This window comes from Dysosmobacter sp., from assembly GCF_034093755.1.
Lineage (GTDB): Bacteria > Bacillota > Clostridia > Oscillospirales > Oscillospiraceae > Oscillibacter.
Genome location: NZ_JAXEBZ010000038.1, coordinates 11,464 through 32,542, shown reverse-complemented (window position 1 = coordinate 32,542; position 21,079 = coordinate 11,464). Strand labels below are relative to the sequence as shown.

Genomic DNA, 21,079 nt, shown 5'->3' with positions numbered 1-21,079 from the left:
GAATGCTGAAAGAACCCATTACCGGAAAGAGGAAGGCCCGCATTGCCCTGCTGCGGGTGCTGACGGGCCTTTCCACCCTGCTCACCGGCGCGCTGGTGGTGTTTCTGGTGTGCTATGTGCTGTGGAAGGGCGTACCCAACATCACCTGGGAGCTGCTGAGCACCAAGCCCAGCTACCTGACGGAGCGCATCGGCATCCTGCCGGACATTCTCAACACCGTGTACATTGTCATCGCCGCTCTGGCGGTGGTGCTGCCCCTGGGGGTGGGCGCCGCCGTCTACCTGACGGAGTACGCCTCCAACCACCGGGTGGTGGGCCTCATCGAATACGCGGCGGAGACCCTCTCCGGCATCCCCTCCATCATCTACGGCCTGGTGGGCATGCTGTTTTTCTGCCAGTTTCTCAACATGCAGACCTCCCTGCTGGCCGGCGCCCTGACGCTGGTGATCATGAACCTGCCCACCATCCTCCGCACCACCCAGGAGAGCCTGAAAACCGTGCCCCAGAGCTACCGGGAGGGCGCCTTCGGTCTGGGGGCCGGCAAGTGGCGGGTGATCCGAACGGTGGTGCTGCCCGGCTGCGTGGACGGCGTCATCACCGGCTGCATCCTGTCTGTGGGCCGGATTCTGGGAGAGTCGGCGGCGCTGCTGTTCACGGCGGGCTTCGCCCATGCCCTCAACGGCTTCTGGTCCGGCCTCCACAGCGCCGGCGCCACGCTGACGGTGGCCCTGTACGTCTACGCCAAGGAGCAGGGTGAGTTCGAGGTGGCCTTCGCCATCGCCGCCATCCTCATGGCCCTGACCCTGATCATCAACTTTGCCGCCGCCATGGTGGGCAAATTCTTTGAAAAGAGGAGGAACGCATGAGCGACATCATGACCGTCAAGGACCTGTGCCTCTGGTACGGCAATTCCCAGGCCCTGAAGAATATCACCATGAACATCCCGGAGAAGAGCATCACCGCCCTGATCGGCCCCTCCGGCTGCGGAAAATCCACCTTTCTGAAAACCCTGAACCGGATGAACGACCTGATTCCCAACGTGAAGATCACCGGCGAGGTGCGCTACCGGGACACCAATATCTTCGACCCGGCGGTGGACGTGAACCAGCTGCGCCGGGAGGTGGGCATGGTGTTCCAGAAGCCCAACCCCTTCCCCATGAGCATTTACGACAACATCGCCTACGGCCCCCGGACCCACGGCATCACCGGCAAGGCCCGGCTGGACGAGATTGTGGAGCAGGCCCTGCGGGGCGCGGCCATCTGGGACGAGGTGAAGGACCGGCTGAAAAAGAACGCCCTGGGCCTCTCCGGCGGCCAGCAGCAGCGGCTGTGCATCGCCCGGGCGCTGGCGGTGGAGCCCCAGGTGCTGCTGATGGACGAGCCCACCTCCGCCCTGGACCCCATCTCCACCTCCCGCATTGAGGAGCTGGCCATGCAGCTGAAGGAAAAGTACACCATCGTCATCGTCACCCACAACATGCAGCAGGCGGTCCGCATCTCCGACTGCACCGCCTTCTTCCTGCTGGGAGAGCTGGTGGAGTTCGGCGGCACGGAGCAGCTGTTCTCCCAGCCGAAGGAGAAGCGGACGGAGGATTACATTACAGGGAGGTTTGGCTGATGAGAAGCCGGTTCGACCAGCAGCTGGCGCTGCTGAATCAGGAAATGATCGAAATGGGGGCACTGTGCGAGGAGGCCATTGCCACGGCGGCCAAGGCCCTGACGGAGGGCAGCCGGGAGATGGCGGCCAAGGTGGCCCCGCTGGAGCGGGACATCGACCAGAAGGAGCGGGACATCGAGAGCCGCTGCCTGAAGCTGCTGCTGCAGCAGCAGCCGGTGGCCCGGGACCTGCGGCAGATCTCCGCCGCCCTGAAAATGGTGACGGACATGGAGCGCATCGGCGACCAGGCGGAGGACATCGCCGAGATCGCCGTCCATCTGGAGGACTGCGCCGACCAGTGCGGCCACATCCGGGAGATGGCGGAAAACACCATCCGCATGGTGACGGAGAGCGTGGACGCCTACGTGAAGCGGGATGTGACCCTGGCGCAGCAGGTCATCGCCTACGACGACGTGGTGGACGAGTGCTTCGACCGGGAGAAGCGCCGGCTGATGGAACTGATCGTCCGGAACCCGGAGGAGGGCGGCTGCGCTCTGGATCTGCTGATGGTGGCCAAGTACTTCGAGCGCATCGGCGACCACGCGGCCAACATTGCCGAGTGGGTGATTTTCTCCGTCACCGGCGTCCTCAAGAGCGTGGAGTGAGAATCCTGAAAAATTTCGTTCTTTTCGCCATTCCGTAAAACTTTTTCCGCCTCCCGTTCGTCTATATAGTACAAGGACAAAAAAGGAGGAACGGCTTATGCGGAAGAACCGGAACGGAAATCAGCTGCGGATTCTGATCATCGGATTGCTGTGCGTGCTGCTGGCAGGGGCCGCTGCCGCCTTTGACGGCGGAGAGGCGGCGCCCGGCGGGGCATATTACACCCTGACGGACGCGGCCGCCCTGCTGGGCCGGGCCGACGGAGAGACGGCGGAGCTGTTCTCCGGCGGTGAATCGTACCGGACGGAGGACCATGGGGCCTTCCTGGGCCGGATGTATCAGACGGAGCTGTACGGCCAGCCGGTGACGCTGTTCACCGCCTGCGGCGGCGACGGCACCGTGGAGGCCGTCAGCGTCCGCGTCACCGGCGACGGGGAGCGGACGGCGGCGGAGCTGCTGGCGGACTGGCAGGACCGGGTGACGGCCTATACCGGCGCGGCCATGCGCACCGCCGGCGCGGAGGCGGCACCCTCTTACCGCTGGACCACGGCGGAGCGCATCTGCACCCTGCGGCTGAACGCCGGCGTGCTGACGGTGGGCATCCACCCGGCGGCGGGCGAGCTGCGGTGAAAAGCTGACAAAAAAACCGGCACAGGCCATCTGGCCTGTGCCGGTTTTCCATATTCGTTCAATCCCGCCGGGTGAAATACTGGCGGGTGGCCTCCGCGTCGCAGGCGATCTGGCGGCGGAGGGCGTCGGTGGAGTCGAAGCGCATCTCGTCCCGCAGGTGGCGGAAAAACTCCAGCCGCAGCTGCTTGCCGTACAGGTCCCCGCTGTAGTCCAGCAGGCTTGCCTCCACGGTGACATCGCTGCCGTTGTTCACCGTGGGACGGGTGCCCACGTTGGTGACGGCGGCGTAGCTGTCCCCCTCCGGCAGATACACCCGGGTGACGTACACGCCGTGGCCCGGCACCAGCACGTGAGGCGGCACCGTCAGGTTGGCGGTGGGAAACAGCCGGGTGGAGCCGATGCCCCGGCCGTGGGCCACCCGGCCGGTGAGGGTGTGGGGATGGCCCAGGTACTCCGCCGCCCGCTCCAGCTGCCCCAGCTCCACCAGACGGCGGATGTAGGTGGAGCTGACGGTGATGCCGCCGATTTCCACCTTGGGGATGATGTCGCAGCCCAGCCCCAGCTGGGCGCATTTTTCCGCCAGCAGCTCCGGGGAACCCTGGTTCTTGTGGCCGAAATGGTGGTCATGGCCCGCCACCAGGTGGACGGCGTGGTACCGGCCCACCAGAATGTCGGTGACGAATCTGTCCCAGGGGGTGGTCATCATCTCCCGGTCAAAGGGGACCATCAGCACGTCGCTGATGCCGTAGAGCCGGCGCAGCAGGTCCTTCCGGTCCTCCGGGGAGTTGATGAGGGGGCAGGGAATGCCGGTGACCACCTCCTTGGGCGGGCGGTCAAAGGTGAACACCGCCGGGGTGCAGCCCCGCCGGCGGGCTTCCTCCACGGTCCGGCGCAGCAGGGCGCCGTGACCCAGGTGCACGCCGTCGAAAAAGCCCAGCGCGATGACCCGTTCTTTCATGGTTTCTCAGTCCTTACGTTCCAAAAAAGTTCTTGATGGCCGTCAGACAGCCGCCCTCTGCCCGGGACAGGCAGAGAAACGTACCGTCGGCGCCGTAGACCCGGTAGGTGCCGTCGGCCACGCGGCTGTCGGTGATGGGGCCGCCGTTGCGGACCCGGGCCTCCTTCCCGGCCGAGGGGACGCGGTAGGCGGGATAGGCGGCAAAGTAGGCGTCCAGAGGCAGAAGAACAGCTTCGCCCCGCTCCTGGGCCTCCTCCAGCGTGACGGCCCGGTCTATGGAGAACCCGGCGGCCATGGTGCGCTGCAGGGCGGCCATGGCGCCGCCGCAGCCCAGGGCCTGGCCGATGTCATGGCAGAGGGTGCGGATGTAGGTGCCCTTGGAGCAGCGGCACCGCAGCCGGTACTCCCGCGGGTCCACCTGCTCCAGCAGCTCCAGGGCGTAGATGGTGACGGGGCGGGCGGGCCGCTCCACCTCCCGGCCCTTCCGGGCCAGGTCGCAGAGCTTCTGCCCGTGGATCTTGATGGCGGAGTACATGGGCGGCACCTGCAGAATTTCCCCGGTGAACCGGGTCAGCACGGCCTCCACCTCCGCCCGGGTGACGGTGACGGGACGCTCCTCCAGCACGGTGCCGGTGGTGTCCTGGGTGTCGGTGGTCAGCCCCAGCCGCAGCGAGGCCACGTATTCCTTCTCCCCCTCCTCGGCGAAGGAGACGGCCTTGGTGGCGGCGCCCACGAACACCGGCAGCACGCCGGTGGCCATGGGGTCCAGGGTGCCGGCGTGGCCCACCCGCTTTTCGTGAAACACGCCCCGCAGCTTGGCGCACACGTCCATGCTGGTCCAGCCGGCGGGCTTGTTGATGATGACGATTCCGTTGGCCATAAATTCGGTTTCCTTACTTCTGAAAGTCCGGGACGTGGCGCGCGATGGCCTCCAGAATGAGGCGCTTCACATCCTCCAGGGGGGCCTCCACGGTGCAGCCGGCGGCAGCGGCGTGGCCGCCGCCTCCCAGCTCCCGGCAGACATCGGTGGCGTTGACCCGCGCGCCGGTGCGCACCGACAGCTTCCATACGTCCGGGCGCAGCTCCCGCAGCGTCACGGAGCAGTCGGTGCCCTCGATCTGGCCCCCCAGAGAGGACAGGTCCTCGGCGTCGCTCTCCGTGGCGGCGATGCGCTCCATCAGGGCCATGGGCACAAACAGCAGCACCACCCGTCCGTTGTCGTAAAACTCCATGTTGGCCAGCATGTCCGCCTCCAGGGCCAGGCGCCGGCGGGTCTTGGTGCGGAAAAACACCTTGTTGACGGCCCGGAAGTCGATGCCGGTGTCCATCAGCGCCGCCGCGGCCCGGTGGGTGGCGGCGGTGGTGTTGGTGTACTGGAAGCAGCCGGTGTCGGTGGAGATGGCCACGTACAGCGGCAGGGCGATCTCCGGCGTGATGGGCGTCAGCTCCCGGAGGATGTCCAGCATCAGCTCGCCGCAGGCGGCGGCCTCCGGCCGGACGATGTTGTGTTTGCCGAAGTGCTCAAAGGAGGGGTGGTGGTCGATGGCCAGGTCCACCCGGTCCTTGTAAGGCAGGGCGTTGTCCGGGAACAGCCCCACAACGGCGATGTCCACGGACACCACCTTCTCCGGCACGAAGTCCTCCGGCGCGGCGTAGGGCGCGGCATAGGGGGCGGTGGTGTCGGTGAGGCCGGGGTTGGGCAGGAGCCATGCGGTTTTGCCCAGGGCGCGGAGGGCGGCGCACAGCCCGGCGGCGCAGCCCACGGTGTCCCCGTCGGGGCGGATGTGGGTGAGAATCAGCACCCGGTCAAAGCCGCGCAGCAGCGCGGCGGTTTCCTGTACGGTGAGCATGGTTACGCCTCATCCTCCCGGCCGGCGTCCTTCCGCTCCACGTCGTGGAGCAGCTCCAGAATGTGGGCGCCGTAGGCGATGGAGTCGTCGGCCTCGAACTGCAGCTCCGGGGTGTAGCGCAGGCGCAGGGCGGAGCCCAGCTCCCGGCGCAGGAACCCGGCGGCGGACTTCAGGCCCTTCAGCACGTCCTTCTCCTGGCTCTTGTCCAGCACACTGACATACACCCGGCAGTAGCGCAGGTCGCCGGTGGTGTCCACCCGGGTGATGGACACCATGCCGGTGCCGGAGACCCGGGGGTCCTTCAGGCGGCGGATCTGGGCGGACAGCTCCCGCTGGATTTCTTCGTTGATGCGGCCGATTCGATTACTGGGCATGAATGGGCCTCCTTTCATAGCGGTAAAAATGGGAACCCGGGCGGCGGCTGTGCCGCCGGATTAATACTGCCTCGATTTTTGGCCTGTTTCACAGTCCAAAAATCTGCCGCGACGCGGCGCAAATACCTGCTGCAGGTATTTGCAGGCAGTCGATCTCATTCGAGGCGGGCTTCGCCCCCTCGAGCTCCCCCACGCGGCAAGTTACCTGACGGCGGGAGCAGAGTAATAATGCCCGGGCGGCGGCACAGCCGCCGCCCGGGCATCGTCGTTTGCGCGGAAATGGGAAGGTTTATCTGGGAATCTCCTCCATGGTATAGGCCTCGATGATGTCGCCTTCCTTGATATCGTTGAACTTCTCCACGGTGAGGCCGCACTCGTAGTTCTGGGACACTTCCTTCACGGAGTCCTTGAACCGCTGCAGGGAGCCCAGCACGCCCTCGTGGATGACGATGCCGTCCCGGACCACCCGGACGGAGCAGGCCCGGAGAATCTTGCCGTCCTGCACGTAGCAGCCGGCCACGGTGCCCACGCCGGAGACTTTGTAGGTCTGGCGGATCTCGGCGTGGCCCAGCACCACTTCCCGGAACTTGGGGGCCAGCATGCCCTTCATGGCGGCCTCGATCTCGTCGATGCAGTCATAGATGACCCGGTACATCCGCATATCCACGTTGGTGCGGGCGGCGGAATCGCGGGCGGCGGCGTCGGGCCGGATGTTGAAGCCCACGATGATGGCGTTGGAGGAGGCGGCCAGCATCACGTCGGACTCGTTGACGGCACCCACGGCGCCGTGGATGACCCGGACGTTCACCTCGTCGTTGGACAGCTTCTCCAGAGACGCCTTCACGGCCTCCACGGAGCCCTGGACGTCGGCCTTGACGATCAGGGCCAGCTCCTTTCGCTCACCGGCGGAGATCTGGTCGAACAGGTTCTCCAGGGACACCTTCTGCACGGGGGCGTTGGCCTTGGCCCGCTCCTCGGCCTTCCGCTGTTCCACCAGCTCCCGGGCCATGCGCTCGTCGGCCACGGCGAAGAACTGGCTGCCGGCGGTGGGGGCCTCGCTGAGGCCCGTCACCTCCACGGGGACGGAGGGGCCGGCCTCCGTCAGGCGGCGGCCCTTGGAGTCGGTCATGGTGCGGATGCGGCCCACGGCGGTGCCGGCGATGATGATGTCGCCCTGCTTCAGCGTGCCGTTCTGCACCAGCAGCGTGGCGATGGGGCCGCGGCCCTTGTCCAGCCGGGCCTCGATGACGGTGCCCTGGCCGGCCCGGTTGGGATTGGCCTTCAGCTCGCCCATCTCGGCGGTCAGCAGCACCATCTCCAGCAGGTTGTCGATGCCGATGTTCTTCTTGGCGGAGATGGGGCAGCAGATGGTCTCGCCGCCCCAGTCCTCGGGCACCAGACCGTACTCGGTGAGCTGCTGCATCACCCGGTCGGGGTTGGCCTCGGGCTTGTCGATCTTGTTGATGGCCACAATGATGGGGATATTGGCGGCCTTGGCGTGGTTGATGGACTCCACCGTCTGGGGCTTGATGCCGTCCTCGGCGGCCACCACCAGAATGGCGATGTCGGTGATCATGGCGCCGCGGGCACGCATGGAGGTGAACGCCTCGTGGCCCGGGGTGTCCAGGAAGGTGATGGGCTTGCCGTTGATCTGCACCTGATAGGCGCCGATGTGCTGGGTGATGCCGCCGGCCTCGCCGGAGACCACGTTGGTGTTCCGGATGGCGTCCAGCAGGGAGGTCTTGCCGTGGTCCACGTGGCCCATGACCACCACCACGGGGGCCCGGGGCACCAGCTCCTCGGGCTTGTCGGCCCGGTCGTCGATCAGCTTTTCCTCGATGGTGACGGTGACCTCGTGCTCCACCTTGCAGCCCATGTCCATGGCCACCAGCGCGGCGGTGTCATAGTCGATCATCTGGGGCAGGGAGGCCATGATGCCGTTTTTCATCAGGCACTTCACCACCTCGGCGCCGGTCTTCTTCATGCGGGAGGCCAGCTCGCCCACGGAGATCTCGTCGGGGATCATCACCTTCAGGGGCGCCTTCTTGGCGATCTCCAGCTGCAGCCGGCGCATCTTCTCCGCCTCATCCTGGCGGCGCTTGTTGGAAAGCGGCGCGCCGCCCCGGCGCTGGTTGTTATTGCGGAACTTCTCCTTGCCGCCGGACTTCTGCATCCGCTCGCCCCGCTGGCCGCCCAGATCCTCCAGCCGCTCGTCATACTTGGCCAGGTTCACATCGCCGCCCTTGCGGGTGTCCACGATCTTCTTCTGGGGCACCCGGGAAACGGGCTGCTGCTGGGCCGCGGGCTGCGCCTTGGGGGCGGACTGGGCCGGCTGGGCCTTGGGCTGCTGCTGGCCCTGCTGGGGCTGCTGGGACCTGCCGGTCTGCTGCTGGGGAGCCGCGGGCTGCGCCTTGGCGGCGGGCTGCCCGGCGGGCACCGGCTGCTTTTTCGGCTTGGCCTCCTTCTTCGGCTCCGGCTTCTCCGCCGCCTGCACGTCGGCGAAAATGGCCTGAATGCCGGAGACGGGATGGTCCTGGGTCAGCTTCTCGAAAATGATGGACAGCTCGCCGTCCGTCAGGACCTGCATATGATTTTTCGGAGTCTCCGCATATTTTGTCAGGATCTCGGTGATCTCCCTGGTGGAAAGGCCGAAATCCTTTGCCACCTCATGCACTCTGTACTTTTCCATACCCAAATATAGCCACCTCTTATGATCCGGGCCCGAGGGCCGGGAAAAATTTCATGGTTCTGCCGCCGGCAGAGTGGGTCAGACGCCCTTTTTCGGGGAGCCCTTCCCCTTTTTCACCGGACGGCTGCCCCGGAAGCGGTCCGCCGGATGGGCGCTGCGGCGCTTCCGGTCAGCGCCTCCGGTCCGGGAGCCGGGAGCCTGGTCCCGGGGACGGGGCCTGCCGCCCTCCGGACGGCCTGCCGCCGCCGCGCCGCGCCGGGGCGGCCGCGGGGATGCCGCTGCCTTCAGGGGCTTCTCCGGTTCCGCGGGGGCTTCCGCCTTCTTTTTCCGGACCTTGCCCGTCCGGATGTTCTTTTCGTGGGCCAGCTGCTCGGCCCGGCGCTCCGCGGCCCGCTTTTCCTTCAGAGCCAGCTTTTCCGCCGCCTCATCGTAGCGCACCGGGTCCCGCTCCGCCAGACGGCGGACCAGATTGGCGGCGAAGCCGATGTCCGTCACCGCCAGCAGGGCGCAGGAGGTGCGGCCCAGGGCCCGGCCCAGCTCCTCCTTGGTGTAGGGGATGCGGAGCCACAGGCAGTCGCCGGCCTCGGCGAAGTGCCGTACCCGCCGGAGGGTGTTGTCCGCGGCGTCCTCCGCCAGCAGCAGCACCCGGGCGTCCCTGGCCCGGGCGGCGGCCTCCACCGGCTCCTCGCCGATTTCCAGCATGCCGCCCTTTTTGCACAGGCCCAGCAGGGAGAGGATCCGGTCAGTCATCCGCGCCTCCCATTTCCCGCTCCATGGCGTCATAGACCTCCGCCGGGATGGCGGTGTCAAAGGCCCGCTCCAGCGCCCGGGACTTTCTGGCCCGCTTCAGGCACTCCACGTCCCGGCACACATAGGCGCCCCGGCCGGGCTTTTTGCCCACGAAGTCCAGGGAGACCTCCCCCTCCGGGGAGCGGACCACCCGGATCAGGGACTTCTTGTCCTTCATCTCCCGGCAGCCCACACACTGGCGCTGGGGGATTTTTCTTACTTTCTGCATGGCCGCTCCGCCTCCTTTCCGGATTTATTCCTCCGCCGCGGGAGCCGGGGAAGCCGTCAGGGGCTCCTCGTCCTCCTCCCGGTAGCTCTCGGGCTTGATGTCGATCTTGTAGCCGGTGAGCCGGGCCGCCAGACGGGCGTTCTGGCCCTCCTTGCCGATGGCCAGGGACAGCTGGTCATCGGGCACAATCACCCGGCAGACCTTGCCCTCGTCGGCCATGCGCACGTCCACCACGTCGGCGGGGGACAGGGCGGCGGCGATGAACTCGGTGGGGTCCTCGCTGTACTTGATGATGTCGATCTTCTCGCCCCGCAGCTCCTCCACGATGGCGTCCACCCGCTGGCCCTTCAGGCCCACGCAGGCGCCGATGGGGTCCACGTTGGCGTCGTTGGACCACACGGCCATCTTGGTGCGGCTGCCGGCCTCCCGGGCGATGGCCCGGATCTCCACGGTGCCGTCGAAAATCTCGGGGACCTCCAGCTCAAACAGCCGCTTCACCAGGCCCGGATGGGTCCGGGAGATCAGCACCTGGGGCCCGCGGGTGGAGCGGCGGACGTCCACCACGTACACCTTCACATGCATGCCCTCGGTGAGCTCCTCGCCCTTCACCTGCTCGCCGGCAGTGAGCAGCGCCTCGGTGGACTCGGTGCCGGTGCCGATGCGCAGGGACACGCCGCCGGTGCGGGGGTCCACGCGGGTCACCACGCCGGTGAGAATCTCATGCTGCTTGGAGTTGAACTCGTCGTACACCATGCCCCGCTCGGCCTCCCGCAGGCCCTGGATGATCACCTGCTTGCCGTTGCCGGCGGCGATGCGGCCGAACTCCATCCTGTCCACGGGGACGTTCACCACGTCGCCGATCTCGTACTTGGCGGACAGGCGTTTGGCCTCCTCCAGGGGGATCTCGTTGAAGGGGTCCACGTAGTCCTCCTCGTCCACCACGTTCTTCTGGACGAACATTTTCAGGGTGCGGTTCTTCTCGTCCACATCCACCACCACGTTCTCCACCTCGTCGTGGTCCCGCTTGTAGGCGGTGGTCAGGGCCTGGACAATCTTGTCCATCAGGAAGGCCTGGGGAATGCCCCGCTCGTTTTCCAGCATCTCCAGGGCGGCGAAGATTTCCGCCACGTTCATGCCGGCAGGCTCTTTTTGCTTTTTGCCTCTCATGTCTGATTCTCCTTTGATACGTCTTTTTCAATGACTCATGCCCTCCGCGCCGGGCGCGGAAAGCCGGGATAACGGTTCAGAACTCCACCCGCAGGCGGACCAGCGCCACCTGGGCTTTCGGGAACACCAGGTCCTCTTTCCCCACGGTGACGGTGACGTCGCCGGTGGCCTCGTCATAGGCCTTCAGGTGCCCGGCGAACTCCTTGCGGCCGTCCCGGTTCTGGTACAGCTTCACCGCCACGGGGCTGCCCAGGAACCGCTGAAAATCGGAGGGCCGCTTCAGCGGACGCTCGGCGCCGGCGGAGCTGACCTCGAAGGTGTAGCTGCCGGGGATGGGGTCGGCCTCGTCCAGCAGCGGCTCCACCGCCCGGGACACGGCCTCGCAGTCCAGAATGTCCACGTCGCCCTCCAGCTTGTCGATATACAGCCGCAGATACCACTGTCCGGCCTCCCGGACGTACTCCGTGTCCCACAGGACGCAGCCCGCGCCCTCCACGGCGGGGGCTGCCAGCCCGGCCACCAGTTCCGTGACTTTTTTCATGGAAAACTCCTCCTGTCGAGAGAAATTTGCAAGGGGAAAAAGGCCAACAAAAAGAGCGGACCTGAGGCCCACTCCGCATACCTTACACTTCTTACCTATAGCAATATACCATGAACGGGCGGAAAGCGCAACCCCTTTTGCCCAGAATCTTTCCTGTATTTTGCCCGGAAACCGGGAAAAATTGTTGAGAATGCGGAAAAAACCTCTCCGGAAGTCCCGTTTGGAACCTCCGGAGAGGGGATGGGGCCTTATCTGCGCCGCAGGGTCTGGAGCAGGCAGGCGCACAGAAACACCGCCAGGTCCGTCACCACCACCGACGCCCCCACCGGCGCCGCCAGCACAAAGGAGGCGGTAAGCCCCGCGCAGAAGCAGACCACCGACGACACCCCGGCGCAGATCACCACGCCCCGGAAGCTCTTGAACAGCCGCATGGCCGTCAGGGCCGGGAAGATGATCAGAGAGGAGATGAGCATGGCGCCCATCATCCGCATGCCCAGCACGATGGTCAGGGCGGTGAGGATGCTCAGCAGGGTGTTGTACCGCTCCACCTTCAGCCCCGTGGCCCGGGAGAAGCTCTCGTCAAAGGTGACGGCGAACAGCTTGTGGTAAAACAGCACGAACAGGGCCAGCACCGCGATGCTCACCGCGGCGCTCAGCGCCACGTCCCCTTTGGTCATGGCCAGCACGCTGCCGAACATGTAGTTGTCCACGTCGGTGGTCATGCCGGTGGTGAGGGAGATCACCAGAATGCCGATGGAAAGGGCCGAGGCGCTCATGACGGCGATGGCGGCGTCGTTGTTCCAGTGGGGGCGGGAGGCCATCCGCAGCAGCAGGAAGGCCGCCAGAATCACCACCGGAATGGAGAAGTACAGCGGCGTGAACCCCAGGGCCACCGCCACTGCCAGCGCGCCGAAGGACACGTGGGAGAGGCCGTCGCCGATCATGGAGTACCGCTTCAGCACCAGCGACACCCCCAGCAGCGCGCAGCACAGGCTCACCAGGGTGCCGGCAATCAGTGCCCGCTGCATGAAAGGGTAGGAAAACATTTTCATCAGTTCCACGCTGTTCCCTCCTCCCGGAACCGCCGCCCCTGGGGGGAGGCCAGATACTCCGCCGTGGTGCCGTGGAACCAGCTGTCCCGGCCGATGTGCAGCACCGTCCGGGCGCTGCGGAGGGCGGCTTTCAGGTCATGGGTCACCGTGACGATGGCCATGCCCTCCTTCTCGTTGAGGTAGGCCAGGGTCTTGTACAGGTCCTGGGCGGCGGCGGGGTCCAGCCCGGTGATGGGCTCGTCCAGACTCAGCAGCCGCCGGGCGGCGCACAGCGCCCGGGCCAGCAGCACCCGCTGCTGCTGCCCGCCGGACAGCTCCCGGTAGCACTTGTCCCGCAGCTCCAGAATGCCCAGCTTGCCCATGTTCATCAGGGCGCCGGACTTCTGGGCGGCGGTGTAGAAAAACCGGAACCCCTTCTGGTTCAGATACCCGGACAGCACCACCTCGTACACCGTGGCGGGGAAGTCCCGCTGGGCCTGGGTCTGCTGGGGCAGGTAGCCGATGGCCCCGGCCTTCAGCTCCGGCGCCCGCCAAATCTCGCCGGACAGGGGCGCCAGCAGCCCCAGCAGGCCCTTCATCAGGGTGGACTTGCCGGAGCCGTTCTCCCCCACCACGCACAGGTAGTCCCCCTCCCGCACCGTCAGGTTCAGGTGGTGCAGCAGGGCCTGGCCCTCGTAGCCCAGGGACACGTCCCGGCAGAGAATCAGCTCATTGCTCTCCATGGCTGTCTCCCTCCTTCCGCCGCTGGGCGCACACGTCGCACAGCCCCGCGAACACCGTGGCCCGGGGGTCGATGACGAAGCGGTGCTGCCGCTCCAGATGCTCGTACAGGGGCTTTAAGTGGGAGCAGTCCAGATGCAGGATGCGGCCGCAGCCGGTGCACCGAAGCAAAAAGCACTCCCGCCCGTTTTCCGGGCGGTCGCAGTACTGGTACACCGCCCCCTGGTCGGTGCTGAGCTTGTGAATGTGGCCGGACTGCTCCAGCCGGTCCAGCTGGCGGTAGATGGTGGCCAGCCCCACGGGGTGGCCCGCCTGGCGCAGCGCCTCCGCCAGATCGTTCACCGTCAGCGGCTGCTCCCGCCGCTGGGACAGGCAGGACAGCACCGCCTGCTGCTGCCGGGTGATATAGGACATGGAATCCCTCCAATTTGAAAATGAGAATCAATTTCACAGTATAGCGGCATGGAGAAAAATGTCAAGGGCTTTTGTGGAAAACGATTGCCGGAGGTTGCAAAAAAAGGAGAAAGGGAGTATTCTGAAAACAGAATATACCCACCGGTGACAACCGGCGGACAGGCGAGGGCCGGAAAGGAAAAGAACATGAAGGTTTCACTGGTCATCATGGCCGCGGGGCTGGGCTCCCGGTACGGCGGCAGCAAGCAGGTGGACGGCATCGGCCCCCATGGGGAGATTCTGATGGAGTACTCCATCCATGACGCGCTGCGGGCCGGGTTCAACAAGGTGGTGTTCATCATCAAGCCGGAGATGGAGGCGCTGATGGATCGTCTGGTGGGGGACTACCTGCGGAAAAAGACGGCGCTGGACGGCTCTCCGGTGGAGGTGGCCTACGTCTTTCAGGATTATTCCTCCCTGCCGGCGTTTTACACGCCTCCGGCGGAGCGGACCAAGCCCTACGGGACGGTCCACGCCCTGCTGTGCGCGGCGGACGTGGTGCATGAGCCCTGCTGCGTCATCAACGCCGACGACTATTACGGCATCGGCGCCTACCGCACCATGTATGAGGCCCTGACCCGCCTGCCGGAGCAGGGGGCTGCCGTGATGGTGGGGTATCTGCTGAAAAACACCGCCAGCCTGTACGGCACGGTGTCCCGGGGCGTGTGCACGGCGGAGGAGGGAAAGCTGACGTCCATTGTGGAGACGAAGCAGATCCGCCTGTTCCCCGACGGGACGCTGCGGGACATGACGGCGGACCGGCCTCTGGACCCGGACAGCGTGGTGTCCATGAACTTCTGGGGCTTCGCCCCCAGCATCTTCCCGGTGCTGAAGGACTATTTTGATGAGTTCCTCCGGTCCCCCAAAGGGCAGGAGCTGAAGGCGGAGTGTCTGCTGCCGGTGATGATCGGCGATCTGCTGGCGGAGGGGAAGATGGAGGTCTCCGTCCTCCGGTCGGCGGACAAGTGGTTCGGCATGACCTACCAGGAGGACAAGCCCCTGGTGGCGGAGGCCCTGCGCGCGCTTCACGAGGCGGACGTCTACCCGGCGGACCTGCGGGCGTGAGGCGCTGAAAAGGAGACGGAGGGGCCGGGGCGGAGACGCTCCGGCCCCGTTTTCGGAAGCGGGAAAACGGTAACAAAAACGGCGGAAATTGACATCGTTTTTTTAACAAATTGTTCCGACTTTTGGGGCGGATTTCCCGTCTAATAAGAAGAGAAGAGAAAACACCGGGGAAACGGGGGGATGGACATGGCCGGACGGGGCAAAAAGATCGGCAGCGTGCTGGTGAAGCTGGGACTGCTGGGCCTGCTGGCCCTGATGCCCACGGACCCGGACATGACCCAGCCCGTCAGCGTGCGGATGGCCGTGCCGGCGGAGGCGGCGGCGCCGGAGCCGGAGCTTCCGGAGGCGCGGCAGCTGCCGGAGCCGGAACCGCCGGCGGAGACGGCGGAAGCGCCGGAGAGCCTCCCCGGGGCGGAGACGCCGGCGGCGCCGGAGGGCCCGGTGGACGATGCCTATTTTGCCGACGCGGTGTTCCTGGGGGACTCCCGGACGGAGGGCTTTTCCCTATACTCCGGCCTGGAGACGCCGGTTTACCTCCACGCCGTGGGCGCCACGGTGGACTCCGTCCAGACCAAGGCCACGGAGGAGACGGAGGGCGGAGCCGTCACCCTGATGGACCGGCTGGACGGGCTGGAGTTCTCCAAGGTGTACATCATGCTGGGGGTCAACGAGCTGGGCTGGCCCAAGACGGAGAAGTTTGAGGAGCGCTACAGCGACATTGTGGAACGGATTCAGGAGAACCACCCCGACGCCCGCGTCGCCCTCCAGTCCATTCTGCCGGTGAGCGCGAAGCAGGAGAAGAAGGGCAGCTACGTCAACAACCGCCGCATCGGCGAGTATAACGAGGTGGTCCGCCGGGTGGCGGAGGAAAAGGGCTGCGTCTATCTGGACGTGGCGGAGGCCGTCACCGGAGAGGACGGCTGCCTGATGGCGGAACTGACCGGCGACGGCATCCACCTGAACACCAAAGGCTGCCGGCTGTGGCTGGAGTACCTGAAAGAGAACCCGATATGAAAAAAATCCCCGTTCCGGATGGAACGGGGATTTTTTTGTGTTTGGTTTGCCGCCGTCAGCCGCTCAGCTCCTCAATGGGCATGGAGAGGCTGATGGCCGTCTGACCCAGCATTTCCGACAGCGCCTGGCGCTGGAAGGCCGCGGAGCAGCGGCGGGCGAAAAATCCGGGCTTTTCTGTCATTTAGAATGGCAAAGTGTAAATTGCCGGATGACTGCGCGCCGGACAGACGGAACGGCGCCGGAAGGAGGATGTGCAGATGAAGCAGACCCGTCCCCGCCAGCGGAGGGGACTTACCGGTCCCGCAGAATCGCGTTCAGCAGTCCGGCGGCGGAGATGTCCTCCGCCAGCAGGTACGGCTCCGCCGTATGGCGCTCCAGCGCCCGGGCGGTGACCGGCCCGATGCACACGCACCGGGTTCCCGCCGACACTTTGCCGTACTGCCGGAAGAACAGGTCCACGCCGCTGCCGCTGGAGAAGGTCAGGTAGTCCAGCCGCTCCGGCAGGGGCACCGGCTCCTCCGCCTCCAGAACGTAGGTGGCCACGTCCCGGACGGTGAAGCCCCGCTCCTCCGGCAGCTGCCGCAGAATGGGGGCGCCGCCGGCGGACCGCAGCAGGATGATCTCCTCCTCCGGGGCGGCGGTTTCCGCCAGCGCCCGGGCCAGGGCCTCGCTGGTGAACACCTCCGGGCACAGGTCCGCCTGAATGCCGAAGGACGCCAGCACCTGCCGGGTGGCGCCGCCGATGACGGCGAATTTCCGCCCGGGGCAGGGGGGAAGGGTCTTTCCCTGCTGCCGCAGCTGATGGAAGAACCGCTTCACGCCGTTGCCGCTGGTGAACACCAGCCAGTGGGGCCGGTCCGTCTCCCACACCGGCTCCGGGCGCAGGTCCCGGACATGGGACACCGCCAGCCGAAGCGTCTCGGCCCCCAGCTGCTCCAGGGCAGGACACTGCCGGGCGGCGATTTCCGCCGTGCCGGTGACGCCCACCCGGACACCGGCCAGCGGCCCCCGGCTCAGGTCCATGGCCGCCACGCCGCCCACCAGAATCACCACCGGGGAGACGGCGTCCCTGGCGGCGGCCTCAATGTCCCGCAGGGTGGAGCGGATGGTGACGGGATGGGGGGAGTTGCCGCCGGACAGCACCGCCGCCGGGGTGTCGCCGCTCTTGCCCGCCTCCAGCAGCCGCCGGACGATCTTCGGCAGCTGCCCCAGGCCCATGAGGAACACCAGGGTGCCGTCCAGCCGGGCCAGGGCGTCGAAGTCCTCCGGCAGGCCGTCGGCGGTGGTGGCGGTGTGGGCGGTGACAATGTGCAGCCCCCGGCTGACACCCCGGTGGGTCACCGGGATGCCCGCCTCCGCCGGAATGCCGATGGCGGAGGGGATGCCGGGCACCTCGGTGCAGGGGATGCCCGCCGCCTGCAGCGCCAGCATCTCCTCGCCGCCCCGGCCGAAGAGGTAGGGGTCGCCGCCCTTCAGCCGCACTACCTGCAGCCCCGACTGGGCCAGCTCTATGAGCTTCCGGCTGATCTCCTCCTGGGGGGCGGAGTGGCGGCCGGACCGCTTGCCCATGTACACCCGCGCCGCGCCCTCCGGCGCGGCATCCAGCAGCTGCGGGTCAATGAGGTCGTCGTATACCACCGCCTGGCACTGCTGCAAAAGCCGCAGGCCCCGGACGGTGATCAGATCCGCCCTGCCGCACCCGGCGCCCACCAGGGCCACGCTGCCCATGGGCGCTCCGCCGGCCACGCACCGGGCCGTCTCCTCCTCCGTCAGGGGCGCGCCCTTTTCCATGCAGGCGTCAAACAGCCGGTGGAAGGCCCCGGCCCGGCGGGTCTGGTCGGGGATGGCGGCCTTCAGGGCCGGGCGCTGCCCCTCCAGCCAGTCCAGCAGCTCCTCCAGGTTTTCCGGCAGCAGGTTTGCCAGCCGCTCCTTGAAGCAGGCAGCGGCAACAGGGCTGGCGCCGCCGGTGGAGATGCCGGCGGAGAAGCTGCCCTGCTGCACCAGCGCCGGGAACAGGAAGGTACACAGCGCCGGGTCATCCGCCACGTTGACGGGGATGTTCCGCTCCCGGCAGAGGGCGGACACCTGCCGGTTCACCGCCGGGTCGCCGGTGGCGGCGATGACCAGCGCGGGCCGGGGCTCCAGGTCCTCCGGGGAAAAGGCGCGGCGGCGGACCTCTGTGTCCACCATGGCGGCGATGGTTTCCGTGACCTCCGGGGCCACCACGGTGCACCGGGGGCCGTAGGGAGAGAGCTTGCGGAGCTTCCGCTCCGCCACGGCGCCGCCGCCCACCACCAGGACGCGCCGGCCGGTGAGATCAATAAACAGAGGGAAATGGGGCATGTCAGGCCTCCTCCTTTTCCGTGCAGTAGTATTGGGGTCCGTGGGGGGTGTCCACCCGGTGGACGGCCACGCCGAACACCCGGTCCAGGGCGCCGCCGGCGTACACCTCCTCCGGTGTGCCGCAGCAGGCCAGACGCCCGCTCTCCAGCAGGGCGATCCGGTCCGCCCCCCGCAGTGCCAGGGGAATGTCATGGAGCACCAGCACCACCGCCTTGCCCTGACCGGCCAGGGCCCGGGCGGTGTCCATCACCTGCAGCTGACGGTGAATGTCCAGATAGGTGGTGGGCTCGTCCATTAGAATGGTTTCCGTGTCCTGGGCCAGGGCCATGGCAAGGTAAACCCCTTGCCGCTGTCCGCCGCTGAGGCGGCTGACGTTGGTGTTCTCATAGGCCCGGACGCCGGCGGCGTCCATGGCCCGCCGGGCGATGGCGTAGTCCTCCCGGCTGTAGCGCCGGGGATAGGATAAGTAGGGGAACCGGCCGTGAAGCACCATCCGCAGCGCCAGAATGGAGGACTGGGGACGGCTCTGGGACAGGAACGCTGCCTTCCGGGCGATCTGACGCCGGGTGAGGGAGGCCATGGCAGCCCCGTCGAAGAGCACCTGCCCGCCCATGGCGGGAAGCAGCCCCAGGGCGGCCTTCAGCAGCGTGGATTTGCCGCTGCCGTTGGGTCCCAGCAGCACCAGCACCTGCCCCGGCAGGAAGTCCAGGGTCACGCGGTCCACAATGGGTTTGCTGCCGTAGCCGGCGGAGAGGTCTTTCAGCTGAATCACAGGCGGCCTCCTCTCTGGCGGAACAGCAGCCACAGGAAGAAGGGGGCGCCGGTGAAGGCCAGCACCACGCCCACCGGCAGCTCGAAGGGGGCGAACAGCACCCGGGCCAGCAGGTCGCACACCGTTACGAAGCAGGCGCCTCCCAGGGCGGAGGAGAGCAGCAGGGGGAAGCTGTCCTCCCCGGCCAGGCGCCGCATGGCGTGGGGGACAATCAGCCCCACGAAGCCCAGCAGCCCGGAAAAGCTCACCGCCGCGCCGGCCAGCGCCGCCGCCAGCACCAGCAGGGCAATCCGTACCGGCCCCACCGCCAGTCCCAGGCTCCGGGCGGTGTCGCCGCCCAGGGCCAGAATGTCCAGCTGCTGGGAGAGGGACAAGACCGCCAGCAGGCTCACGGCAATCAGCGCCGCCGGCAGGGCCAGCCGGGCCATGGTGACGCCGTGGAACCCGCCGATGCGGAAGTCGGTGACGCCGGTGAGGGCGTCCGGCACCAACGTCACCACGGCGTCGATGCCTGCGCTGAACAGGTTGGAGATGGCCACGCCCGCCAGCACCAGGGTCATCCGGGAGGCGCCGGTGCGCTCCGCCAGACCCAGCACCAGCAGCACCCCCAGCACCGCGCCGGCGAAGGCCGCCAGCGGGCTGAGCCGCTGGGCCGTGGGGGCAATGGCGCACAGCACCGCCACCGCAAGGCCTGCGCCGGAGTTGACGCCGATGATGCCGGGGGAGGCCAGGGGGTTGTTCAGCACCGTCTGAATCACCGCGCCGGATACCGCCAGCGCCGCGCCGGCCAGCAGCGCGGCGCAGGTGCGGGGCAGCCGGCTGTAGAGCACAATCTTCGCCGCCGTGGAGCCGCCGCCCCGGCCCAGAAGGGCGGTGAGCACCTCCGCCGGGGAGACGCTGACGGAGCCGAACCACAGGCTCCCCAGGGCCGAGAGCACCGTCAGCGCCGCCAGAGCGGTCCAGAACAGTGCCTTATTCGGCCGGGTAGAGAATGTCTGCCAGCTGCTCATAGGCTTCCCCCCATCGCGCGTTGGGCTTGAGATTGTAGAGATTCGGGTCCATCACATGGTAGCGTCCCTCCCGCACTGCCGTCAGGGAGGCCCAGGCGGGATCGTCCAGCAGCGTGGTCTGCAGCACCGCCTGGGCGTCGGCGGGGTCCGCGCTCTGGAGCACCACGAAGATGTGGTCCGGGTCCGCCTGCAGAATGGCCTCCATGCTCAGCTGCTCCAGCAGGCTGCCGTCCCGGTCGGCGATGTTGACGCTGCCCAGATGGGCCAGCATCTCCCCCAGCACGCTGCCCTCGCTGTTTTTCACCTTGCAGCTGCTGCCGGTGGCCCGGATGTAGAGAACCGTGGGGGCAGAGCCGTCCTGCCGGGCCAGGGCAGCGTCCACCCGGGCCGCCACCTGGGTGCCGTAAAGGTCATAGTTTTCCGGCATGCCGGTGATGTCCGTGCAGATGCGCAGCATCCGCAGGTAGTCCTCAAAGTTGTCCACGGAGAAGTAGGCGGCGTTGAGCCCCATGTCCGCGAAGGAGGCCTCCAGCTCCACGTTCCGGTCGGTGCCGCCGCTGGCCAGAATCAGGTCCGGCTGGCAGGAGAGCAGCTGCTCCAGATCCAGGTCCTTGGTGCTGCCCAGGTTCACCACGTCATCCTTCAGCGGCAGGTCGAAGTACCGCCAGGTGGCGTCGGTGGCGGCCGCGATGGTGTCCGCGCCCCCCGCCAGGCACCAGATGTCGGAAAAGCTGCTGATGAGGCAGGCCACCCGCTGCGGGCGGTCCACCGTCACCTGGCGGCCCAGGTCGTCGGTGAAGGTGACGGCGGTTTCCGCCGGCGCCGCGGATTCCGCCGGTGCCGCCGGCTCCGACGGGGCGGCCGCTGCGCCGCCGCAGGCGGTGAGCAGCAGGCAGCAGGCGGCCAGCAGCAGGGAAAATACTCGTTTCATGGTGTGTCATACTCCTTGCAAAAAAATAATGCCAGACCCGGCGGAAGGGCGCAGATCCCCCTTTTCCGTCCGGAAAAGAGAGGTCGTTTCAAGGCCCTTGTCCGCGCCGCGCGGTCTGGCAGATCTCTTCTTTGCGGACTTGATTATAGCAGAGCATGCCGGGATTGTCAACGGAGACGGGGCAATGGCTGCAATTACCAGCCGCCCACGGCGGGTTTTTCCCGCCGGCCCC

General features: G+C 66.9%; 23 protein-coding genes. 6 read left to right on the top strand and 17 right to left on the bottom strand.

Annotation, left to right across the window (positions count from 1 at the left end; all coding sequences use genetic code 11):
* Nucleotides 1-2: 2 nt before the first annotated feature.
* From pstA to SOX55_RS05200, 4 genes are all read left to right on the top strand, one after another.
* Nucleotides 3-866 carry a phosphate ABC transporter permease PstA gene (gene pstA / locus SOX55_RS05215; RefSeq protein WP_325286378.1) on the top strand — a complete coding sequence of 288 codons (864 nt, stop codon included), beginning with the start codon at nucleotides 3-5 and terminating at the stop codon, nucleotides 864-866.
* Entirely contained in the window at nucleotides 863-1,618 is a 756-nt protein-coding gene (gene pstB / locus SOX55_RS05210) for a phosphate ABC transporter ATP-binding protein PstB (RefSeq protein WP_325286377.1), read from the top strand. Before pstA ends, pstB begins: the two co-directional genes overlap by 4 nt.
* Nucleotides 1,618-2,262, top strand: a complete 645-nt coding sequence (phoU, locus tag SOX55_RS05205; RefSeq protein ID WP_325286376.1) for a phosphate signaling complex protein PhoU — start codon at nucleotides 1,618-1,620, stop codon at nucleotides 2,260-2,262. The genes pstB and phoU overlap by 1 nt, the downstream gene beginning before the upstream one ends.
* A gap of 97 nt (nucleotides 2,263-2,359) precedes the next feature.
* Nucleotides 2,360-2,890 carry a hypothetical protein gene (locus SOX55_RS05200; protein ID WP_325286375.1) on the top strand — a complete coding sequence of 177 codons (531 nt, stop codon included), beginning with the start codon at nucleotides 2,360-2,362 and terminating at the stop codon, nucleotides 2,888-2,890.
* Nucleotides 2,891-2,948: 58 nt separating this feature from the next.
* Here SOX55_RS05200 and ribF read toward each other — a convergent pair whose 3' ends face one another.
* The 12 genes from ribF to SOX55_RS05140 form a co-directional block, all read right to left on the bottom strand.
* On the bottom strand, nucleotides 2,949-3,848 hold the full coding sequence (ribF, locus tag SOX55_RS05195) for a riboflavin biosynthesis protein RibF (RefSeq protein WP_325286374.1): 900 nt from the start codon (nucleotides 3,846-3,848) through the stop codon (nucleotides 2,949-2,951).
* Between the two features lie 13 nt (nucleotides 3,849-3,861).
* On the bottom strand, nucleotides 3,862-4,728 hold the full coding sequence (truB, locus tag SOX55_RS05190; RefSeq protein WP_325286373.1) for a tRNA pseudouridine(55) synthase TruB: 867 nt from the start codon (nucleotides 4,726-4,728) through the stop codon (nucleotides 3,862-3,864).
* 13 nt (nucleotides 4,729-4,741) lie between these two features.
* Nucleotides 4,742-5,698: a DHH family phosphoesterase gene (locus tag SOX55_RS05185; protein ID WP_325286372.1), complete on the bottom strand. Its 957-nt coding sequence runs from the start codon at nucleotides 5,696-5,698 to the stop codon at nucleotides 4,742-4,744.
* Between the two features lie 2 nt (nucleotides 5,699-5,700).
* Entirely contained in the window at nucleotides 5,701-6,072 is a 372-nt protein-coding gene (rbfA, locus tag SOX55_RS05180) for a 30S ribosome-binding factor RbfA (RefSeq protein WP_325286371.1), read from the bottom strand.
* A gap of 289 nt (nucleotides 6,073-6,361) precedes the next feature.
* Complete coding sequence (gene infB, locus SOX55_RS05175; protein WP_325286370.1) at nucleotides 6,362-8,761, bottom strand: translation initiation factor IF-2; 2,400 nt, start codon at nucleotides 8,759-8,761, stop codon at nucleotides 6,362-6,364.
* A 78-nt stretch (nucleotides 8,762-8,839) separates the two neighbouring features.
* Nucleotides 8,840-9,511, bottom strand: coding sequence for a L7Ae/L30e/S12e/Gadd45 family ribosomal protein (locus tag SOX55_RS05170; protein WP_325286369.1), 672 nt, complete (start codon nucleotides 9,509-9,511; stop codon nucleotides 8,840-8,842).
* The gene (rnpM, locus tag SOX55_RS05165) at nucleotides 9,504-9,779 is read right to left on the bottom strand and encodes an RNase P modulator RnpM (protein WP_325286368.1); all 276 of its coding nucleotides are present in this window, start codon (nucleotides 9,777-9,779) and stop codon (nucleotides 9,504-9,506) included. Before rnpM ends, SOX55_RS05170 begins: the two co-directional genes overlap by 8 nt.
* Before the next feature lie 24 nt (nucleotides 9,780-9,803).
* Nucleotides 9,804-10,946, bottom strand: coding sequence for a transcription termination factor NusA (gene nusA / locus SOX55_RS05160; protein WP_325286367.1), 1,143 nt, complete (start codon nucleotides 10,944-10,946; stop codon nucleotides 9,804-9,806).
* Between the two features lie 76 nt (nucleotides 10,947-11,022).
* Nucleotides 11,023-11,487 (bottom strand): ribosome maturation factor RimP, encoded by a 465-nt coding sequence (gene rimP / locus SOX55_RS05155; RefSeq protein ID WP_325286366.1) that lies wholly within the window; start codon nucleotides 11,485-11,487, stop codon nucleotides 11,023-11,025.
* Between the two features lie 248 nt (nucleotides 11,488-11,735).
* Nucleotides 11,736-12,539: a metal ABC transporter permease gene (locus SOX55_RS05150; protein ID WP_442873611.1), complete on the bottom strand. Its 804-nt coding sequence runs from the start codon at nucleotides 12,537-12,539 to the stop codon at nucleotides 11,736-11,738.
* The gene (locus SOX55_RS05145; RefSeq protein WP_325286364.1) at nucleotides 12,539-13,261 is read right to left on the bottom strand and encodes a metal ABC transporter ATP-binding protein; all 723 of its coding nucleotides are present in this window, start codon (nucleotides 13,259-13,261) and stop codon (nucleotides 12,539-12,541) included. The genes SOX55_RS05150 and SOX55_RS05145 overlap by 1 nt, the downstream gene beginning before the upstream one ends.
* Nucleotides 13,248-13,673, bottom strand: a complete 426-nt coding sequence (locus tag SOX55_RS05140) for a Fur family transcriptional regulator (RefSeq protein ID WP_325286363.1) — start codon at nucleotides 13,671-13,673, stop codon at nucleotides 13,248-13,250. Before SOX55_RS05140 ends, SOX55_RS05145 begins: the two co-directional genes overlap by 14 nt.
* Nucleotides 13,674-13,859: 186 nt before the next feature.
* Here SOX55_RS05140 and SOX55_RS05135 point away from each other — a divergent pair, with 186 nt between their 5' ends.
* Nucleotides 13,860-14,777 carry a sugar phosphate nucleotidyltransferase gene (locus SOX55_RS05135; RefSeq protein ID WP_325286362.1) on the top strand — a complete coding sequence of 306 codons (918 nt, stop codon included), beginning with the start codon at nucleotides 13,860-13,862 and terminating at the stop codon, nucleotides 14,775-14,777.
* Between the two features lie 180 nt (nucleotides 14,778-14,957).
* Nucleotides 14,958-15,791: a GDSL-type esterase/lipase family protein gene (locus SOX55_RS05130; protein WP_325286361.1), complete on the top strand. Its 834-nt coding sequence runs from the start codon at nucleotides 14,958-14,960 to the stop codon at nucleotides 15,789-15,791.
* Nucleotides 15,792-15,846: 55 nt separating this feature from the next.
* Here SOX55_RS05130 and SOX55_RS05125 read toward each other — a convergent pair whose 3' ends face one another.
* The 5 genes from SOX55_RS05125 to SOX55_RS05105 form a co-directional block, all read right to left on the bottom strand.
* Nucleotides 15,847-15,972 carry a hypothetical protein gene (locus tag SOX55_RS05125; protein WP_325286360.1) on the bottom strand — a complete coding sequence of 42 codons (126 nt, stop codon included), beginning with the start codon at nucleotides 15,970-15,972 and terminating at the stop codon, nucleotides 15,847-15,849.
* Nucleotides 15,973-16,082: 110 nt separating this feature from the next.
* Nucleotides 16,083-18,134: a siroheme synthase CysG gene (gene cysG, locus SOX55_RS05120; protein WP_325286359.1), complete on the bottom strand. Its 2,052-nt coding sequence runs from the start codon at nucleotides 18,132-18,134 to the stop codon at nucleotides 16,083-16,085.
* 1 nt (nucleotide 18,135) lies between these two features.
* Nucleotides 18,136-18,906 (bottom strand): ABC transporter ATP-binding protein, encoded by a 771-nt coding sequence (locus SOX55_RS05115; RefSeq protein WP_325286358.1) that lies wholly within the window; start codon nucleotides 18,904-18,906, stop codon nucleotides 18,136-18,138.
* On the bottom strand, nucleotides 18,903-19,916 hold the full coding sequence (locus tag SOX55_RS05110; protein ID WP_325286357.1) for a FecCD family ABC transporter permease: 1,014 nt from the start codon (nucleotides 19,914-19,916) through the stop codon (nucleotides 18,903-18,905). The genes SOX55_RS05115 and SOX55_RS05110 overlap by 4 nt, the downstream gene beginning before the upstream one ends.
* Nucleotides 19,879-20,847, bottom strand: a complete 969-nt coding sequence (locus tag SOX55_RS05105) for an ABC transporter substrate-binding protein (protein ID WP_325286356.1) — start codon at nucleotides 20,845-20,847, stop codon at nucleotides 19,879-19,881. The genes SOX55_RS05110 and SOX55_RS05105 overlap by 38 nt, the downstream gene beginning before the upstream one ends.
* Nucleotides 20,848-21,079: the final 232 nt, after the last annotated feature.

Excerpts from the sequence above, each read along its gene's own strand:
- SOX55_RS05130 (WP_325286361.1), top strand. The coding sequence starts at position 14,958 with ATGGACATGGCCGGACGGGGCAAAAAGATCGGCAGCGTGCTGGTGAAG.
- phoU (WP_325286376.1), top strand. The coding sequence starts at position 1,618 with ATGAGAAGCCGGTTCGACCAGCAGCTGGCGCTGCTGAATCAGGAAATG.
- truB (WP_325286373.1), bottom strand. The coding sequence starts at position 4,728 with ATGGCCAACGGAATCGTCATCATCAACAAGCCCGCCGGCTGGACCAGC.
- SOX55_RS05185 (WP_325286372.1), bottom strand. The coding sequence starts at position 5,698 with ATGCTCACCGTACAGGAAACCGCCGCGCTGCTGCGCGGCTTTGACCGG.
- SOX55_RS05110 (WP_325286357.1), bottom strand. The coding sequence starts at position 19,916 with ATGAGCAGCTGGCAGACATTCTCTACCCGGCCGAATAAGGCACTGTTC.
- pstA (WP_325286378.1), top strand. The coding sequence starts at position 3 with ATGCTGAAAGAACCCATTACCGGAAAGAGGAAGGCCCGCATTGCCCTG.
- SOX55_RS05200 (WP_325286375.1), top strand. The coding sequence starts at position 2,360 with ATGCGGAAGAACCGGAACGGAAATCAGCTGCGGATTCTGATCATCGGA.
- nusA (WP_325286367.1), bottom strand. The coding sequence starts at position 10,946 with ATGAGAGGCAAAAAGCAAAAAGAGCCTGCCGGCATGAACGTGGCGGAA.
- SOX55_RS05150 (WP_442873611.1), bottom strand. The coding sequence starts at position 12,539 with ATGAAAATGTTTTCCTACCCTTTCATGCAGCGGGCACTGATTGCCGGC.
- SOX55_RS05145 (WP_325286364.1), bottom strand. The coding sequence starts at position 13,261 with ATGGAGAGCAATGAGCTGATTCTCTGCCGGGACGTGTCCCTGGGCTAC.
- rbfA (WP_325286371.1), bottom strand. The coding sequence starts at position 6,072 with ATGCCCAGTAATCGAATCGGCCGCATCAACGAAGAAATCCAGCGGGAG.
- rnpM (WP_325286368.1), bottom strand. The coding sequence starts at position 9,779 with ATGCAGAAAGTAAGAAAAATCCCCCAGCGCCAGTGTGTGGGCTGCCGG.
- SOX55_RS05135 (WP_325286362.1), top strand. The coding sequence starts at position 13,860 with ATGAAGGTTTCACTGGTCATCATGGCCGCGGGGCTGGGCTCCCGGTAC.
- SOX55_RS05140 (WP_325286363.1), bottom strand. The coding sequence starts at position 13,673 with ATGTCCTATATCACCCGGCAGCAGCAGGCGGTGCTGTCCTGCCTGTCC.
- SOX55_RS05170 (WP_325286369.1), bottom strand. The coding sequence starts at position 9,511 with ATGACTGACCGGATCCTCTCCCTGCTGGGCCTGTGCAAAAAGGGCGGC.
- rimP (WP_325286366.1), bottom strand. The coding sequence starts at position 11,487 with ATGAAAAAAGTCACGGAACTGGTGGCCGGGCTGGCAGCCCCCGCCGTG.
- infB (WP_325286370.1), bottom strand. The coding sequence starts at position 8,761 with ATGGAAAAGTACAGAGTGCATGAGGTGGCAAAGGATTTCGGCCTTTCC.
- SOX55_RS05125 (WP_325286360.1), bottom strand. The coding sequence starts at position 15,972 with ATGACAGAAAAGCCCGGATTTTTCGCCCGCCGCTGCTCCGCGGCCTTC.
- pstB (WP_325286377.1), top strand. The coding sequence starts at position 863 with ATGAGCGACATCATGACCGTCAAGGACCTGTGCCTCTGGTACGGCAAT.
- SOX55_RS05105 (WP_325286356.1), bottom strand. The coding sequence starts at position 20,847 with ATGAAACGAGTATTTTCCCTGCTGCTGGCCGCCTGCTGCCTGCTGCTC.
- ribF (WP_325286374.1), bottom strand. The coding sequence starts at position 3,848 with ATGAAAGAACGGGTCATCGCGCTGGGCTTTTTCGACGGCGTGCACCTG.
- cysG (WP_325286359.1), bottom strand. The coding sequence starts at position 18,134 with ATGCCCCATTTCCCTCTGTTTATTGATCTCACCGGCCGGCGCGTCCTG.